Origin of the sequence: Nocardia sp. bgisy134 (assembly GCF_965341865.1) — a bacterium.
In the GTDB taxonomy this organism is placed as follows: Bacteria; Actinomycetota; Actinomycetes; order Mycobacteriales; family Mycobacteriaceae; genus Nocardia.
Genome location: NZ_CBDQZP010000010.1, coordinates 83,732 through 100,085, shown reverse-complemented (window position 1 = coordinate 100,085; position 16,354 = coordinate 83,732). Strand labels below are relative to the sequence as shown.

Sequence of the window (16,354 nt, the reverse complement as noted above, 5' to 3'; positions counted from 1 at the left end):
GGTTCGGCCTTCGACACTGGAAGGTGTGTGGGTGTACCTAGGTGCACTGGAATTCGACATCCTGCTCGGCGACGTGCATTCGTTGAAGGAGAAGCGGTCGGTCATCCGGCCGGTAATCGCCGAGCTGCAACGCTTCGGTGTGAGCGCGGCCGAGGGCGGGGAACACGATCGGTACCGGCGCTCGTTGCTGGGGGTGGCCATGGTCAGCGCCGGCATGGATCACCTGACCGAAGTGCTCGACAAATGTGAAAGGCACGTCGCGGCGCGTCCGGAGCTACAGTTGCTGGCAGTACGCCGCCGGATCTTCGGGCCCGAGGACTAGGGCCGCGACGCCAACCGAATACTGACAACAGTGAGGAGGAAACGGCCATGGTGGATCAAGCCAGGGCACGCCGACTCGCGAAGCGGATTTCCTCGATCGTGGCGACCGCGATCGAATACGAGGTGAAGGATCCGCGGCTGCGTTTCGTGACGATCACCGACGCGAAGGTCACCGGTGATCTGCGCGAGGCCACGGTGTACTACACGGTGATGGGTGAAACCCTCGACGCCGAGCCGGATTACGCGTCCGCGGCCTCCGGTCTGCAGAAGGCCACGGGGGTGCTGCGTTCCAAGGTGGGGGCGGGGACAGGGGTGAAGTTCACGCCGACGCTGGCCTTCGTACTGGACAAGGTGCCCGACGCCGCGCGTGAGATGGAGGAGTTGCTCGCCCGCGCCAGGGCCGCCGACGACGCGGTGGCCAAGACGGCCGCCAACGCCACCCACGCGGGCGACTCAGACCCGTACAAGGTCGAGCGCGACAGCGCCGAGTGACGCGCGGGCGCGGATGACGACGAGCGGTAACGCGGCCGAGCTCGACGCGGCCGTCGCGGCACTGACGGCCGCCGGATCGGTCACCATCCTGTGTCACGTGCAACCCGACGCCGACACCATCGGCAGCGGCCTGGCACTGGCACTCGTGCTGCATCGGCGCGGCATCCCGGTGTGGGTTTCGTTCGCCGAGCCGGCCGAACTGCCTGCCTCCATGCGCTCGCTACCCGGGATCGAGCATCTGGTCGCGCCCGCGGAGGTGCCGCGCGAGGTGGACCTGCTCGTAGCGGTGGACTGCGGCAGCGCGGGTCGGCTCGGCGCGCTGGCCGACCGATTGTCCGGCGCCGCGACGACTCTGGTGGTCGACCATCACCGCTCGAACACCAGCTTCGGCGCGATCAACGTGGTCGACCCCGGCGCCGAGTCCACGACCAGCCTGATCGCCCGGCTGCTCGACGCCTGGGGCGTTCCGATCGATCCCGAGGTGGCGCACTGCCTGTACGCGGGCCTGGTCACCGACACCGGCTCGTTCCGCTGGGTGCAGCCGGGCACCCATCGACTGGCCGAACGGCTGCTGGCCACCGGGATCGACGGTGCGGAGATCGCGCGCACGTTGCTGGACACGCATCCGTTCGACTGGCTGCCGATGCTCTCGCGGGTCCTCGGCACCGCCCGGTTGGAGCCGGGGGCGCGCGGCGGCACCGGATTGGCGTATGTGTTCGTGCGCCGCGACGACGCGACGGGGGTGCGCTCGGAGGAGGTCGAGAGCGTCATCGATATCGTCCGCACCACGGCGGAGGCCGGGGTGGCTGCGGTGTTCAAGGAGTCGCGCACCGTCGACGGCCGCTGGACGGTGTCGCTGCGGTCGCGGGACTCCGGGCCCGGCGCGCGGGACGGCGTCGACGTCGCCGAGGTGGCGACCGCGCTCGGCGGTGGTGGCCATCGTTACGCGGCCGGGTACACCACCGACGGACGCCCGGAGGATGTGGTGCGGGCGCTGCTCGCCGCGCTGGGATAGCGGATGAGCAGACAGGATGTCGGCGACGCCGAGGAAGTCCGCGCGGATCCGGTCGGTAGCGGCGCCGATCCCGCTGAGGCCGGGCCGCGGCGCATACTCGGGCTCGCGCTGCCCACGCTGGGCGTCCTGGTCGCCGAACCGCTCTATCTGCTGTTCGATCTGGCGGTGGTCGGCAGGCTCGGCGCGCTGGCGCTGGCCGGACTTGCCGTCGGGGGATTGATTCTCGCGCAGGTGAGCACCCAGCTGACCTTTCTGTCCTACGGGACGACCGCTCGGGCGGCGCGCAGGCACGGCGCCGGTGACGAGCGTGGTGCGGTGGCCGAGGGCGTGCAGGCCACCTGGCTGGCGGTCCTGGTCGGTCTGCTGATCCTGATCACGGTGCAGGCGTTCGCCGTTCCGCTGACCGAGGCGATCGCGGGCGGCGGGGACATCGCCGCCGAGGCGCTGCCGTGGGTGCGGATCGCGCTGTTCGGCGTGCCGCTCATTCTGATCGCTATGGCGGGCAACGGGTGGTTGCGCGGTGTCCAGGAGACCCGCCGTCCGCTGCTGTATGTGGTTGCCGGTCTTGCGCTTTCTGCCGTCCTGTGTCCGATGCTCGTGCACGGACTGCTAGGCGCGCCGCCGCTGGGGCTGCCCGGCTCGGCGGTGGCGAACCTCGCCGGGCAGGCGGTGACGGCCGTGCTGTTTCTCGGCGCCCTGATGCGGGAACGGGTTTCGCTGGTTCCGCACTGGTCGGTGATGCGCGCCCAGTTGGTGCTCGGCCGCGACCTGATCCTGCGCAGCCTGGCTTTTCAAGCTTGCTTCGTATCGGCGGCGGCCGTGGCTTCGCGGTTCGGGGCGGCCTCCGTCGCGGCGCACCAGCTGGTCCTTCAGCTGTGGAATTTCCTTGCGCTGACCCTGGACTCGCTGGCCATCGCCGCGCAGACGCTGGTGGGTGCGGCGCTCGGCAGCGGCAACGCCGTGGGGGCGCGGCGGCTCGCGTGGCGCGTCACGCGGTGGTCGGAGGTCTTCGCGCTCGCGCTGTCCGCTGCGTTCGCGGCCGGGTACGCGGTCGTCCCGACGCTGTTCACCGACGACCCGGCCGTGCTTGATCGCACCCACGTGGCGTGGTGGTACTTCGTGGGGATCATTCCGGTCGCCGGTGTGGTCTTCGCGCTCGACGGCGTGCTGCTCGGCGCCGGTGACGCGGCGTTCCTGCGGACCGCTACGCTCGGCGCCGCGCTGGCCGGGTTCCTGCCCGCCATCTGGCTCTCGCTCGTCTTCGACTGGGGGCTCGCGGGCATCTGGTCCGGCTTGGTCGCGTTCATGGTGCTGCGCTTGGCGGCGGTCGTCTGGCGGACACTGTCGGGCCGCTGGGCGCAGGTGGGCGCGGAGATCCCGCGGGGGCGTGCCTGATCGACCGGGTGCGATAGTTCGATAACGATATTCATTCCTGGCAAGATGTGGGAATGCTCGAGCAGCTGACAGCGCGCCGCGCGCGAACCCGGGTGTCGTCGACCTACGTTCTCGCCGGATTGCTGGTGGCGGGCATCGCCTGGCAGGCGCAGCTGGCCTCGGCGATCGACGCGCGAGTGCGGCTACAGACCGCGCTGACGATGTTCGTCGGAGTTTTCGTGCAGGCCATCCCTTTTCTCGTGCTCGGGGTAGTTGTCAGCGGCGCGATCGCCGCGTTCGTCTCGCCCGCGCTGCTGCGGAAGGTCTTGCCCCGCAACGAGATCGCGGCGATCGGAGTCGGCGGGCTGGCGGGGGTCGCGCTGCCAGGGTGCGAATGCGGCGTGGTACCGGTGGCGCGCAGGCTGATCGATCAGGGCGCGCCGAGTTCGGCGGCGCTGGCCTTCCTGCTGTCGGCGCCCGCGATCAACCCGGTGGTGCTGGTCGCCACCGCGGTCGCGTTTCCCGGCGAGCCCGGGATGGTGGCGGCGCGGTTCGCGGGCTCATTGGCAACCGCGCTCGTGATGGGAATGCTGTGGTCGCGTTTCGGCAGCCCCGCCTGGATGCTGCCGCGCGGCGGGCCCGGCCACTGCGTAACCGGCCGCAGTCGGGCCGAGGTCTTCGCCGAGGCAGCCCGGCACGACCTGTTGCAAGCCGGCGCGTTCCTGGTGCTCGGCGCGGCCACCGCGGCGGCGTTGCACGTGCTCGTCCCGCCGCGATGGTTCGAGCAGCTGGCCACCCAGATGCTGCTGGCCGTCCTGGTGCTCGCGGTGCTGGCGGTGGTGCTCGCGCTGTGCTCGGAGGCCGACGCGTTCGTCGCGGCGAGTATGTCGACGCTGCCGCTGCTGCCGCGGCTGGTGTTCCTCGTTGTCGGGCCTGCCGTGGACGTCAAGCTGTTCGCGATGCAGGCCGGCGCGTTCGGGCGGCGGTTCGCGATGTGGTTCGCGCCGTCGACTTTCGTCGTCGCGATCGTCTGCGCGACGGTGGCGGGCTATGTCTTCCTCGGGGGTACGCGATGAGGCGGGAAACGCAGAATCTGCTCGTGCTGCTGATCGGAATCGCGGTGCTGCGCATCACTTTCGACGGCACTTACCTGCGCTACGTCAAACCGGGGCTCTTTCCGTTCCTGCTGGTCAGCGGGATCGGCATCGTCGCGCTCGGCACCGCGGCCATCATCGGCGACCTGTATCGCGGGTCGTCGCGCGGCAGCAACCATCGCCACGAGCACGAGCACGAGCACGGGCGTGTCCAGTGGTTGCTGCTCGCGCCGGTCGCCGTGCTCCTGCTGGTGGCGCCGCCCGCGCTCGGCGCGGGAGCCGCGGTGACCAGTTCGGCGATCCGCCCGCCGGATCCCGTTGTGGCGCAACCCGAGCTGATCGACTACCCGCCGCTGCCCGACGAGCCCGCTCCCATCGTCTCGATCAGCGAGGTGGTGAACCGCGCGACACTCGACGCCACGCGGTCGCTGGACGGCCGCGAGATCACCGTCAGCGGTTTCGTGCTGCGCCGCATGCGCGGCTACAGGATCGACCTGGCCCGCGTGGTCATCACCTGCTGTGTCGCGGACGCCCGCTACATCCGGTTGCACCTGACCGGTATCGAGGAGTCACTCGACGAGGACACCTGGCTGGAGGTGCGCGGCGTCGTCGAACAAGACAGCGCGCGCCGCGATCGCGACGGGACGCCGACGCTCGTGGTGCACGAATTCCGGCGGGTCGAACGACCCGATCACTCCTATGAGCGCGGTCGCTGACGCGGACTCAGGCCAAATTCACCGCGGCGTTCTCGGTCGCGCGGAAGCGGCGGACGACGACGCCCGCGGGACGCACCGACCGGCCCGCGACGGTGAGGCCGGGCTGTACCAGCGCCTCGACGGTGCGGTCGGCATCCGGGTCGGCGGTCGCGGTGACGTCGGCGGCCTCCATGGTGAGCGAGTCGAAAGGGTCGTCGGGTCGCGGCGTGACCAGCGCCGCGCCCCGGCCGGTGAGCAGCCGCTCGACGCGCGCGACGATGGCCTCGAACGCCGCTCGCTCCCTCGGGGTCTCGGCGGTGGCGGCGCAGGCGGCGGTGTCGCCGTGCAGCGCGAACAGCTCGACCACCAGCGGCAGATCGGCGCCCGCGCGGTCCTGGCGGGCGCGGGCCTTGGCCTCGTCGGCGAGGCGCTCGATGGTGGCGGCCTGGCGGGCGACGACCCGGGACAGGTCGTCGACGCGTTCGACGAGTTGGGCGAGCGATTCCGCGACTGGTTCCGTCATGATCGCACCATAGCCGGGGCGCGCGGCTATTGGATTGGGCGTCAGCCGGATTCGCCGAACGGTCGCTGCGCCGCTGTCGGACCCGGCTGATACCATCGCCTGCCATGGGGGTCTACGGCATCGACCTGGGCACAACGAACTCGGCGATCGCGCGGATCGACGCCGACGGTCGGCCCGAAGTAATGATCGGCATGAACGGGGAACCGACGGTTCCCTCCGTCGTGCTGTTCGCATCCGCCTTCGATCATCTGGTGGGCGAGGGCGCCCGGCGGCAGGCCCGGCTGGATCCCGAGCACGTGTGCTCGCTGGTGAAGCGCCGGATGGGCGACTCGGAGTGGCGTTTCGCGGCGCACGGCGAGACCTGGTCGGCGCCCGCCGTGTCGGCGCTGATCCTCAAGAGTCTCGCCGCCGACGCGGAATTCGGCGGCGGCGAACCGGTGCGGCGCGCCGTGATCACGGTGCCCGCGTACTTCGGCGACGAGGAGCGCCGCGCCACGATCCAGGCGGGCGCCTACGCGGGCTTCGACGTCGCCGGCGTGCTGTCCGAGCCGATCGCGGCGGCGTTCTCCTACGGGTTCGGCAGGCTCGACGGCGGCGTGGACATCGGCACATCCGGTGCGCGCGAGACCGTTCTCGTCTACGACCTCGGCGGCGGCACCTTCGACGCCACCGTCATCGAGCTGGCCGACCGGCGTATCTCCGTGCTCGCCGTGGAAGGCGACCATCAGCTGGGCGGCGCGGACTGGGACGAGCGGATCGCCCTGTACCTGTCCCAGCGGTTCTGCGCGGCCAACCCCGATGCCGAAGACCCGCTGGACGATTCGGCCGGTTCGCAGATGCTGGTGCTGGCCGCCGAGCGGGCCAAACGCGAACTCAGTGAACTGGAGAGCACCGAGGTGGTGGTCGCGCACGACGGAGCGCGCGCCGTCGTCACGCTGACCAGGGACGAACTCGAGTCGATGACGGCCTCGCTGATGCGCCGCACCCTCGATCTCACCAGGGACTGCCTCGCCGCGGCGGGCAAGCGCGGCGTGACGTCGATCGACCGGCTGCTGCTGGTGGGCGGCTCCTCCCGGATGCCGATGGTCGCACGCGAATTGACCAAGGAACTCGGCCTGATCGGCGAGCTGCGCGACCCTGACCTGTCGGTGGCGCGCGGTGCGGCGCTCTACGGCGAGAAGCTCGAGATGGAACGGTTGATCGTCGCCGACCTGGTCACCCGCGGCAGGCTGCGGGACGGCTCCGGACTGAACGAGGCGGCGTCCGCGGATCTGGACCAGTCGATCGCCCGGGTCGCGGAGTCGTTCGGCCAGCCGGTGAGCTTGGTGCGGCGGATGCTGGAGATCCAGGTCGACACCGTCGTATCGCGCGGATTCGGTGTGCTGGCGCTGGATTCGCACTACGGGCTGGCGGCCGCCTGGCTGGTGCACCGCAACCAGACGCTGCCGGTGCGGGTGCGCCGTTCGTTCGGCACCGTGCGCGAGGACCAGGACCAGATCGAGCTGACCATCGTGGAACAGCAGGGGCAGGCCGCCTCGGTGCGTCCCGAGGACACGAAAGTACTTGTGGAGGGCCGGATTCGCGGCATTCCCCCGGGCTATCCCGCGGGCAGCGAGGTGCGCGTCACCTTCGAGATGGGTTTCGACGGCGTGCTGCACGTGACCGCGCACCACGTCGACGCCGACATGCCGCTGACGTTGTCGGCGCAGACCGGAGCCACCCTGTCCCAGTCCGACGTCGCGCGGGAACTCGACCAGGTGCAGCGCTCCCGGCGCCGCGACAGCTGAGCCGCCGTGCACGCATTCGACCCCAACGACTACCGCAAGCGGGTGCTCGCCGCGGTCGAGCGCCGCGGCGGCATCGAGCATTCCGACCCGTTCGAGCTCTACGACATTCCGCTCGACGAAGCCGAGACCCTCGGCGACGCCGAGGTGTCCGCCCGGGTGGCCGAGGTGTGGGGCTTCTGGCAGCGCCAGCGTGACCATCCGAAGTACCGCGTGTTGGTCGGGCTGCTGGTGGAAAGCCACGACCGGCTGTCCTTCCTGCTGCTCGACGCGTCCGCGCGACGGGCCGAGGCGATCCGAATCCGGCAGGAGCGCGAACAGCGCGACGCGGAACGGTACGAGATGCTCGACGTCGCGATCTCCCGGCTGGTGCAGCGCCACGGCGGGGTGCCCGCCGCGAAAGTGCCGGGGCTGGAGGAGATCGGATCGATGGGCGGGCTCACCGCCGCCGAGGTCGCCACCCGCCTGCGCCGCCATCGGATCATCCAGAACGAGCAGCCGCCCGCCGCGCCCCAGGCCACCGGCGCACTCTCCGACCAGCGACGCACTCAGATCCGCGGGCTGCTCGCCGAATGGGCGCGGCTGGTGGACGGTCCGCCCGCGCCGACACTGCTCGGGCTGCTCGGGCTGGATCCGAGCCGCGCCACCCACACCGGCGAGATCCGGCTGCGCGCCGACGCGTTGCGCGCGCGGTCGCGCGAGCTGCCGCCGGGGCGGATGCGGGTGGTGCTCGACGAACTGCTGGTGCACGTGCAGGATCTGCTGGAGCCGGGCGGGCCGGTGGTGGCCGAGTACGTCGCCTCGATCGTCGAGGACGTCACCGCGGAACTGCGGCCCAAGGTGCGTGCGGCTGTGCTCATCGAGGACGAGCTGGTGGGGGAGGACTACGAGTTCCTGCTCGACGAGGCGATCGCCCTCGGTATGGACCCGCGCGACGCGAGTCGATTGCTCGAAGATCTCGCCGCCGAATTGGGTTCGCGCGCTGTGGGATCCGCGCGGCCCGCACCGCCGGCGCACACCCCCGCCCCGTCGACTCCGAGCCCGGCGCCGGCGCGACGGCTGTGGGAGGAGTCGCTGAAGGCCGCGCGGGCGGCGCTGCGCAACGGGCACCCGCAAGAGGCCGCGCGGTACATCGCCGAGGCCAGGGGACTGGACCCGCACAACGAGGGCACGACGCCCATCCGCTCGGTGTCCGACGACGTGGAACGGGTGCTCGCCGAGGCGGCGCGGCACTGGCGCGTCGCCCTCGCGGCGCGCGCGGCCACCCGCTATGTCGAGGCGCTCGAACATCTCCGCGAGCTGCGTCGCGTCGCCGCCGACGTGCCGCCGCCCACCGGGTCCACCACGGGCCTCGACGAACTGCTCGCCGAAGCCGAACGGGCCGTCGCCGAGGCCGACCGTTTGGTCGCCGCCGCGGCGGCGGGCCCGCCCGCCGAACGTTCGCGCACACTGCGCGCCGCCCAAGCCGCGTGCCTCGATCACCCCGGGGCGAGCGAGGCGCTGGCCGCCACCCCTCTCCCCGCCCCCGGGCGAGTGACGGCTACCCGCATGACGAACGGCTCGGTGCGAGTGACGTGGTCGCCCGCATCGGCCGACGATGTCGATTACCGCATCACCCGTCTCCAGCCGGACGGCTCGTGGCGTGTGGTCGGCCGCACCCGCGGCACCGAACTCGAAGACGGCGGAGCGCCGACCGGTGAAACCCCGGTCTACGCCGTCGCCGCCGCCACCTCCGGTCGCTACTCCGACACCGTGCGCTCCGACGCCCCTCCCGAACCCCGCGCCGACCGCACTGCTCAAACCGCGGCAAACTCTTCCGGTTCGGCACGGCCCGGCGCCGTCGGCTCGGGAGGTTCGACGAGCGAGCCCGGTGCGAGCTTCGACCCCGGCGGGGTTGGCGGTCCGACCGACCCCGCTACGAGAACCGAGCCCGGTCCGGTCGGCTCTGGTGCTTCGACCAGCGAGCCCGGTGGGAGCTCCGGCTTCGGCGCTGTCGGCGGTTCGACCGTCGAGCCCGCTGTGAATACCGAGCCCGGTCTTGTCGGTGGCTCCGGTGGTTCGACGCTCGAGCCGGGCGCAAGCGCCGAGCCCGGCGTGGTCGGTCAGCACAACTCGGCTACCCCGCCCACGCAGACGACGCAGCCGCACCCTGTCGTTGCGCAGGACCCTGGCGTGGTCGTACAGCCAAACTCAGCCGTCCCGCCCGTGCAGGGGACGCAGCCGGACCCCGTCGTTGCGCAGGGCCCCGGTGCGTTCACCGAGCCGGGCAGCGTCGCCCGGCCTGATCCGGCTGCTGTCCGGCCGGAGCGGGCCACGCCGCAAGCTGCCTCCCCGGTCGTACCGTACAACTCGGCCGTCCCGCCCGTGCAGGGGACGCAGCCGCACCCCGTCATTCCGCAGGGACCCGGCTCGGTCGCCGAGGCAGGCGGCGTCGCCCGGCCTGATCCGGCTGCTGCCCGGCCGGGGTGGGCCGCGCCGCAAGCTGCCTCCCCGGTCGCACAGGACGATCCGATGCCCAGCGGCATCCCCGTCGTCACCGGCCTAGCCGAACGCGCGGGTCTGCTGACCTTCGTATGGCCGACGGGAATCACCGAGGTGATGGTCGTAGCGTGCACCGATCGCCCACCGGCTACCCCGGACGAGCCGGAGGCGCGCGCGTGGAAGGTCACCAACACGCGGTACGAGATCGACGGTGGCGTCCGGGTACCGCCGGATCTCCCGCGCCCGTGCCACATCGGCGTGGCGTCGTGCCGCCGTGAACCCAACGGCACGCTCACCGTGGCCGCCGGTTTCGCGCCGAATGCCCGGATCCACTGGACGCACGCCTGACGCGACGTCGCCCGCCGGAATGCCGCGCCCGCCCGGCGTGTTCGGATCGGGGACGAATGGTGTCGATGGAGGCAGGCGGCCGGTGGTCGCCTCGGATGTGACAAGGTGGGTCTGGTGATACCCAAGTTGATGGCGGTGAGCGACGTACACGTCGGGCATCAGGGGAACCGGCCGATCGTGGAGCAGATCCAGCCGGACTCGCCGGAGGACTGGCTGATCGTGGCCGGCGACGTGGGCGAGAAGACCGAGGACATCCGGTGGGCGCTGGAACTGCTGCGCAGCCGGTTCGCGAAGGTGATCTGGGTGCCCGGCAATCACGAGCTGTGGACCACGGCGAAGGATCCCGTGCAGATGCACGGCGTCGCGCGCTACGACTATCTGGTGTCGATCTGCCGCGACCTGGACGTCGTCACGCCCGAGGATCCCTTCCCAGTGTGGCGCGGCCCGGGCAGCGAGGCGCACGGCGGCGCGGTGACGCTGGCCCCGATGTTCCTGCTCTACGACTACTCGTTCCTCCCGGAGGGCGCCACCACCAAGGCCGAGGGCCTGGCCATCGCGCGTGAGCGCAACGTGGTCGCCACCGATGAGTTCTTGCTCTCCTCGGAGCCGTATCTGACCAGAGACGCCTGGTGTCACGCCCGGGTACAGGTCACCAAGCGCAAGCTGGACGCGCTCCCGCCGGAGACGCCGCTGGTGTTGATCAACCACTTCCCGCTGGTGCGCCAGCCCACCGATGTGCTGTTCTACCCCGAGTTCGCGCTGTGGTGCGGCACCGATCTGACCGCCGACTGGCACACCAGCTACAACGTGGTGTGCTCGGTGTACGGGCACTTGCACATTCCGCGCACCTCCTACTACGACGGCGTGCGCTTCGAGGAGGTCTCGCTCGGCTATCCGCGCGAATGGCAGCGCCGCGGTCTGCCGGACAAGCTGCTGCGCCAGATCCTGCCCGCCCCGGAGTACCCGCCGGGCACGCTGAACAAGTGGGGCGGCCACTTCAAGGTCACCCCCGAGATGGAGGCGGCTGCGGCCGAGATGCGCAGCCGCGCCCAGCGCAGGCGCGGCGTCTGAACCGGCCACCGGCAGGCGCTCGGGGACGGAGTCCGTCGCCGACCTCGCGCATGGCTGGAGCCGATGCGGCGGTACGCCTCGACTAGGCTCGGAGCCGATGATCGAGAACATTCTGCCCAGTGATGTCGCCTCGGCCGAGCTGTTGGCGTACCCGGAGGATCTGAAGCCGCATCCGGCCGAAGAGCATCTCATCGCGAAGTCGGTGGAGAAGCGGCGGCGCGACTTCATCGGCGCCCGCCACTGCGCCCGGCTGGCCCTGGAGCAGCTCGGCGAGCCGCCGGTCGCGATCGGCAAGGGGGAGCGGGGAGCTCCGGTGTTCCCGCGCGGCATCGTGGGCAGCCTCACCCACTGCGACGGCTACCGCGCCGCGGCGCTGGCGCACAAGATGCGCTTCCGCTCGATCGGCATCGACGCCGAGCCGCACGGCGCGCTGCCGGACGGCGTGCTCGATTCGGTGAGCCTGCCCGCCGAACGGGACTGGTTGCACGACACCGATTCTCGACTACACCTGGATCGGCTGTTGTTCTGCGCCAAGGAAGCCACCTACAAGGCGTGGTTCCCGCTGACCACCCGCTGGCTCGGTTTCGAGGAGGCGCACATCACCTTCACCGTCGAGGAGAACGCCGACGGCACGGGCTCGGGCACCTTCCGCAGCCAGCTGCTGGTGCCGGGCCAGACCAACGACGGTGGGCTGCCGCTGACCTCGTTCGACGGACGCTGGCTGATCGCCGACGGGCTGATCCTGACCGCGATCGCGCACGCCTGATGACCGGACCGACCACCCAGGCGCAGCGCCCCGACGTGCTCGGCGGCCTGCTGATCGTCGACAAGGACGGCGGCTGGACCAGCCACGACGTGGTGGCCAAGTGCCGGAAGTTGTTGCGCACCAAGAAGGTCGGGCACGCGGGCACGCTCGACCCGATGGCGACCGGCGTGCTGGTGCTCGGCGTCGAACGGGCCACCAAGCTGCTCGGCCTGCTGACGCTGACCACGAAGGCGTACACCGCCACCATCCGGCTCGGCCAGTCCACCACCACCGACGACGCCGAGGGCGAGACCCTGGTGACCGCCTCCGCGCTGCACCTCGCCGACGCCGACATCGCCGCGCGGATCGCGGCCCTGACCGGCGACATCGACCAGGTGCCCGCCACCGTGAGCGCCATCAAGGTGAACGGCGAACGCGCCTACGCCCGCCACCGCGCGGGTGAGGACGTGCGGCTGGCCGCCCGGCCGGTCACCGTGTCCCGCTTCGACGTGCTGGCCCGGCGCGATGTTCCGGACGGTGAGTTCGTCGATCTCGATGTCGTGGTCGAATGCTCGTCCGGCACCTACGTGCGCGCGCTGGCCCGCGATCTGGGCGCCGCGCTGGAGGTCGGCGGCCACCTGACGGCGCTGCGCCGCACCAGGGTCGGCCCCTTCACGCTCGAACACGCCAGGACGCTGGACGAGCTCGCCGAGGACCCGACCTTGAACCTCGGCATCGACGAGGCGGTCCGAATCGCGTTCCCGCACCGCACGATCGACGACCGCGAAGCCGAATCCCTGCGCGACGGACGGTGGTTGGATCCGATCGGCATCGCGGGCGTGCACGCCGCGCTCACCGCCGATGGTACGGCCATCGCGTTGCTCGAGGAGAAGGGCAAGCGCTCCTCGCCGGTCTTCGTGATCCGCCCGCGCGGCCTGGTCGACTGACAGCGGGCGCGCCGGATCGCTTCGGTGACGCTACGCCCGAACGCGTATCGGCCCAGCGCTATTCGCCGCGCTGCCCGAGGATGGGCTCGAGCGCGCCGAGTAGCGCGCCGACGCTGATGTCGCGCACGTCGTTCCGGCTCATCGCGCGGTGCTCCAGCCAGTCGACGGTGAGGACGCGGACGAACGTCAACCAGCTCATCAGCACCGACGAGGCCGCGGCCCGTTCTGCCTCGCTCAGCCCCATCACGTTCAGCAGACGGCCGCGCAGTTCGTCCAATTCCCCGGAGATGATCGACTGGATGGTCGGGTCCCCGGCCAGCATCCGGTTCGCGGCGATGACAGTGCGTGCGTTGGCCTCGAAGTAGTCGAGGTGGGCGTCCAGCCCGGCCGCCAGCTGGTCGCGCAGCGGGGTCTCGGCGTCCAGTTCGGTCGCCACCAGCAGTCGATCCGCGGCCTGCTGGTAGACGGCCGCGAACAGGTCGCGCTTGCTGGGGAAGTGGCGGTACAGCAGGGCGCGGGACACGCCCGCCGCGGCGGCCACGTCCTCCATGAGCACGGTGTCGTAGGCGCGTGCGGCGAACAGCTCGGCGCCCGCCGCCACCAGTAGGCGGCGGCGTTCGTCGGGGGAGAGGCGGCGGCGGGTACTCATCACCGACGATATTAGTTGACGTGTGTCTACTAGCGGTCGTAGCATCCCTATTAGTAGACATATGTCTACTAAGGTGGCCGTGGATCGTGAAGCTTGATGCGCGGCAGAGGGATACCGTCCTGCTGAGGGAGAACGACCATGGCGAAACTGCTGAAGGTCCTGGCGCTGGTGATGGGCGTCGCCTGCGTGGCGATCGGCGTGTTCCACATCGCGCTCGGCATCGACTCGGTGCCGGGCATGGGCTCGTCCGGTGTCACGGCCGACAGTCAGAGCCGCTTCTTCGGGGCCGTCTTCGTCGGCTACGGCGTGGCGTGGATCTGGACCGCGCGCCGCACGCCCATTCCGGCGGTGGCCGTGCGCTGGCTGGCGGGGATCTTCCTGCTCGGCGCGTTCGGCCGGGTGCTGTCGCTCGCGGTGTACGGGTGGCCGCACTGGTTCCAGATCGTGCTCACCGTCATCGAATTCGTTCTCCCGCCGGTGTATTTCTGGTTGGCCGACGCCGACGAGAAGCGGGCGGCGGCCGTGGCTGTCCGATGACTCGGCCGAGCGTGCCCACGCCGATCTCGCGCACGTCGGTCCGGCGGAGCGACACCCGTCGCGATGGACCCCGGACGCCGGCAACGGAATCGGAGGCGAACCGTACAGTGGTCGTGGGTTCGTCGTCCGAAACCGTCGGCGGCCGTGGGAAGGCAGTGGGCATGAGTGAACATCCGGTCGATACGTTCGAGCTGTGGGACCGGGACGACGACGGGCTCGTCTCCGTGCAGGACATCACCGACGGCATCCGCGCGCTCGGGCTGGAGGTCGACGCCGATGCCGTAGAGCGGCTGGTCGCCGCGGCCGACACCGATGGCGACTTCCTGGTCTCCAAGGCCGAATTCGACGCGGCCTTGGTGACCGGACGCCTGGAGGTGACCGACGCCGACGCCGCCTTCCGCGTCTTCGATACCAACGGCGACGGGCGCATCTCGGTCGAGGAACTCGAATCCCTCATCCGGCACGTCGGCGCGGGCCGTATCGACGTCCCCGCCGCCGACCTGCTCGCCGCCGCCGACCGGGACGCCGACGGCTATCTCTCACCGGCCGAATTCCGCTCTCTGCTGGACGAACTCGCGCGCTGATCCGGGGCAGAGTCGGTCCCGGAACCGGATGAGCACGAGTCGTTGTCCATTCGTCACGCGCCGAACAGTCCTCGGACCAGTCCGGCCGCCTCGGCTGCCAGTCCGGGCGGGTTGGTGGCGATGAACATGGAGTCGGCCGCGAGATTGCCGAGCACATGCCAGCTCGGATCGGGCGTACCGCCGACCATCGCACGCCGAGTGCCCGGTTCGGCGCGCAGGCCACCCGCCGGATGCGGTTCGGCGGCGCCCGCCGCGAGCAGAGCGCCCACCAGCGGCTGGGTTTCCGAGGGCGTCGTGTAGGCGGGCGGGTTGACCGCGTTGAAGACGGTGTCCGCGGACCAGTTTCGCGCGTCGTACACGGTGAACCCGCCGCCGGACCGCGCCTCGATCTTGGTGACGCCCGCGCGCAACCGCAGCTGGCCGGAATCGAGCAGCCGCAGCACGATGCGCGCGTTGTGCGGGACCATCGGCGAGCTCAGGCTGTTGATGGTGCGGAAGTGTCCGGTGCGCAACATCTCTCGGTCCCGCTCGGCCAACAGCGGCCACGCGGTCGGGCCGACGACGCGGATGACCATGGCCAGCAGGCGCCGCCCGTGGTGCGGTGCGTCGACCGCGTCGAGCTGGCGGCGCAGGCGAATCACCGGATCCTCGGAGCCGGTGATCTCGGCGGCCAAGGTGTCGAAATCCTGTCCCAGTGCCGCGAGTTCGGTGCGCATGAGCGAAACCAAGTGGGAGAAGGGGAGTTCGCCGTGCTCTGCAGCCAGTTCCCGCACCGCCCCTGGCGTCAAGTGCACGGGGTCGAGGCGGACCGGACGCTGCTGGACGAAGGGGAGTTGCCCGCTGCGTGAGAGCAGCGTGATCGGCCCGGTGTGCCCGTTCGCCGCCAGGGTGACGGCGATGTCCACCGCGGTCAGACCGCTGCCGATGACGGCGAGATGGTGGTCCGCGGGGAGTCCGGCCACGGTGCGGGCGAGGGGATAGGGCTCGTTGACGTAGCCGGGTGTGCCGGTGAGCCCGTAGTGGTCACGCGGGCCGCCGCTGCCGACCGCGAGGACGGCCCGGTCCACCGGGACGTGATGGCCACTCGCGGTGTGCAGGACCGCCCGCTCGTCGCGGGAGAATCCGGTGACGGCCGAACGCACCACGCGGACAGGGCAGCCCGCGAGACCCAGTCGTGCGATCGCGTCGCGCGCGGTGTCTTCCAGGTACTCGCCGTAGACCGCGCGCGGGACGAGCGGTTGGCCCAGCCCTTCGTCGAGGTAGTCGGCCACCTCGCGATTCGCAAGCCAGCGCTGGTAGTGCCCGGGGTCGCCCGCGCGCACCGACATGATGGGCGGCGGCGCGTTCACCCGCACCGCGTCGAGGTCGGGCTGGTACGGGCGGCCCCGCCAGAGCGCGGGCGCGCCGTCGAACACGGTGACGCCGCTCGGCTTGTCGTCCGCGAGGGCCAGCGCGTCGAGCAGCGCGACGGCGGCCGCGCCCGCTCCGATGATTCCGATGTGCATGGGGCTCCTTCGGTTTCGTGTGTGCGGCACCCAGCGTCCCGGGGTTCGGCGGCGCGGAACATCCCGCGATCGAGGGGGTTCGCCACCGGCGACGCGCGATCGACGGGTCGAGTGTTCGCGGCCGAGGTCTCCGTGGGCCGGAATTTCACCGCGCGGCGGGCGCTTACCCCTCATATGTGGGATGGCGAG

The 16,354-nt window shown here is 70.9% G+C and carries 16 protein-coding genes; 13 read left to right on the top strand and 3 right to left on the bottom strand.

What is annotated here, in order from left to right:
- Positions 1–31 precede the first annotated feature (31 nt).
- From ACRWNM_RS19010 to ACRWNM_RS18985, 6 genes are read left to right on the top strand one after another with little or no spacing between them, the layout of a single operon-like run.
- A complete protein-coding gene (locus ACRWNM_RS19010; protein WP_068062976.1) occupies positions 32–322 on the top strand; it encodes a DUF503 domain-containing protein in 291 nt (96 codons plus the stop codon).
- 47 nt (positions 323–369) lie between these two features.
- Entirely contained in the window at positions 370–813 is a 444-nt protein-coding gene (gene rbfA, locus ACRWNM_RS19005; protein ID WP_431969286.1) for a 30S ribosome-binding factor RbfA, read from the top strand.
- A gap of 13 nt (positions 814–826) precedes the next feature.
- Positions 827–1,828 carry a DHH family phosphoesterase gene (locus tag ACRWNM_RS19000; RefSeq protein ID WP_431969284.1) on the top strand — a complete coding sequence of 334 codons (1,002 nt, stop codon included), beginning with the start codon at positions 827–829 and terminating at the stop codon, positions 1,826–1,828.
- Positions 1,829–1,831: 3 nt separating this feature from the next.
- Complete coding sequence (locus tag ACRWNM_RS18995) at positions 1,832–3,223, top strand: MATE family efflux transporter (RefSeq protein ID WP_431969282.1); 1,392 nt, start codon at positions 1,832–1,834, stop codon at positions 3,221–3,223.
- Between the two features lie 53 nt (positions 3,224–3,276).
- Positions 3,277–4,278 (top strand): permease, encoded by a 1,002-nt coding sequence (locus ACRWNM_RS18990; protein WP_431969280.1) that lies wholly within the window; start codon positions 3,277–3,279, stop codon positions 4,276–4,278.
- A complete protein-coding gene (locus ACRWNM_RS18985; RefSeq protein WP_431969278.1) occupies positions 4,275–5,012 on the top strand; it encodes a TIGR03943 family putative permease subunit in 738 nt (245 codons plus the stop codon). The genes ACRWNM_RS18990 and ACRWNM_RS18985 overlap by 4 nt, the downstream gene beginning before the upstream one ends.
- Before the next feature lie 7 nt (positions 5,013–5,019).
- Here the strand turns inward: ACRWNM_RS18985 and ACRWNM_RS18980 are convergent, their stop codons facing one another.
- Positions 5,020–5,514: a nucleotide exchange factor GrpE gene (locus ACRWNM_RS18980; RefSeq protein WP_431969276.1), complete on the bottom strand. Its 495-nt coding sequence runs from the start codon at positions 5,512–5,514 to the stop codon at positions 5,020–5,022.
- A 104-nt stretch (positions 5,515–5,618) separates the two neighbouring features.
- On the opposite strand from ACRWNM_RS18980, the gene ACRWNM_RS18975 reads away from it, so the two are divergent.
- From ACRWNM_RS18975 to truB, 5 genes are all read left to right on the top strand, one after another.
- Entirely contained in the window at positions 5,619–7,301 is a 1,683-nt protein-coding gene (locus ACRWNM_RS18975; RefSeq protein ID WP_431969274.1) for an Hsp70 family protein, read from the top strand.
- A 6-nt stretch (positions 7,302–7,307) separates the two neighbouring features.
- The gene (locus ACRWNM_RS18970; protein ID WP_431969272.1) at positions 7,308–10,127 is read left to right on the top strand and encodes a hypothetical protein; all 2,820 of its coding nucleotides are present in this window, start codon (positions 7,308–7,310) and stop codon (positions 10,125–10,127) included.
- Positions 10,128–10,241: 114 nt separating this feature from the next.
- Positions 10,242–11,198 (top strand): metallophosphoesterase family protein, encoded by a 957-nt coding sequence (locus ACRWNM_RS18965; RefSeq protein ID WP_431969270.1) that lies wholly within the window; start codon positions 10,242–10,244, stop codon positions 11,196–11,198.
- Between the two features lie 97 nt (positions 11,199–11,295).
- On the top strand, positions 11,296–11,964 hold the full coding sequence (npt, locus tag ACRWNM_RS18960; protein WP_431969268.1) for a 4'-phosphopantetheinyl transferase Npt: 669 nt from the start codon (positions 11,296–11,298) through the stop codon (positions 11,962–11,964).
- The gene (gene truB, locus ACRWNM_RS18955; protein ID WP_431969266.1) at positions 11,964–12,890 is read left to right on the top strand and encodes a tRNA pseudouridine(55) synthase TruB; all 927 of its coding nucleotides are present in this window, start codon (positions 11,964–11,966) and stop codon (positions 12,888–12,890) included. Before npt ends, truB begins: the two co-directional genes overlap by 1 nt.
- Positions 12,891–12,948: 58 nt before the next feature.
- On the opposite strand, the gene ACRWNM_RS18950 is transcribed toward truB, so the two are convergent.
- Positions 12,949–13,539: a TetR/AcrR family transcriptional regulator gene (locus ACRWNM_RS18950; RefSeq protein ID WP_431969264.1), complete on the bottom strand. Its 591-nt coding sequence runs from the start codon at positions 13,537–13,539 to the stop codon at positions 12,949–12,951.
- Positions 13,540–13,677: 138 nt separating this feature from the next.
- Here ACRWNM_RS18950 and ACRWNM_RS18945 point away from each other — a divergent pair, with 138 nt between their 5' ends.
- Both ACRWNM_RS18945 and ACRWNM_RS18940 read left to right on the top strand, forming a co-directional pair.
- Entirely contained in the window at positions 13,678–14,076 is a 399-nt protein-coding gene (locus ACRWNM_RS18945) for a DUF4345 domain-containing protein (protein WP_431969262.1), read from the top strand.
- Positions 14,077–14,237: 161 nt separating this feature from the next.
- Positions 14,238–14,660 carry an EF-hand domain-containing protein gene (locus ACRWNM_RS18940; RefSeq protein ID WP_431969260.1) on the top strand — a complete coding sequence of 141 codons (423 nt, stop codon included), beginning with the start codon at positions 14,238–14,240 and terminating at the stop codon, positions 14,658–14,660.
- Positions 14,661–14,713: 53 nt separating this feature from the next.
- Here the strand turns inward: ACRWNM_RS18940 and ACRWNM_RS18935 are convergent, their stop codons facing one another.
- On the bottom strand, positions 14,714–16,165 hold the full coding sequence (locus ACRWNM_RS18935) for an FAD/NAD(P)-binding protein (RefSeq protein WP_431969258.1): 1,452 nt from the start codon (positions 16,163–16,165) through the stop codon (positions 14,714–14,716).
- Positions 16,166–16,354 lie beyond the last annotated feature (189 nt).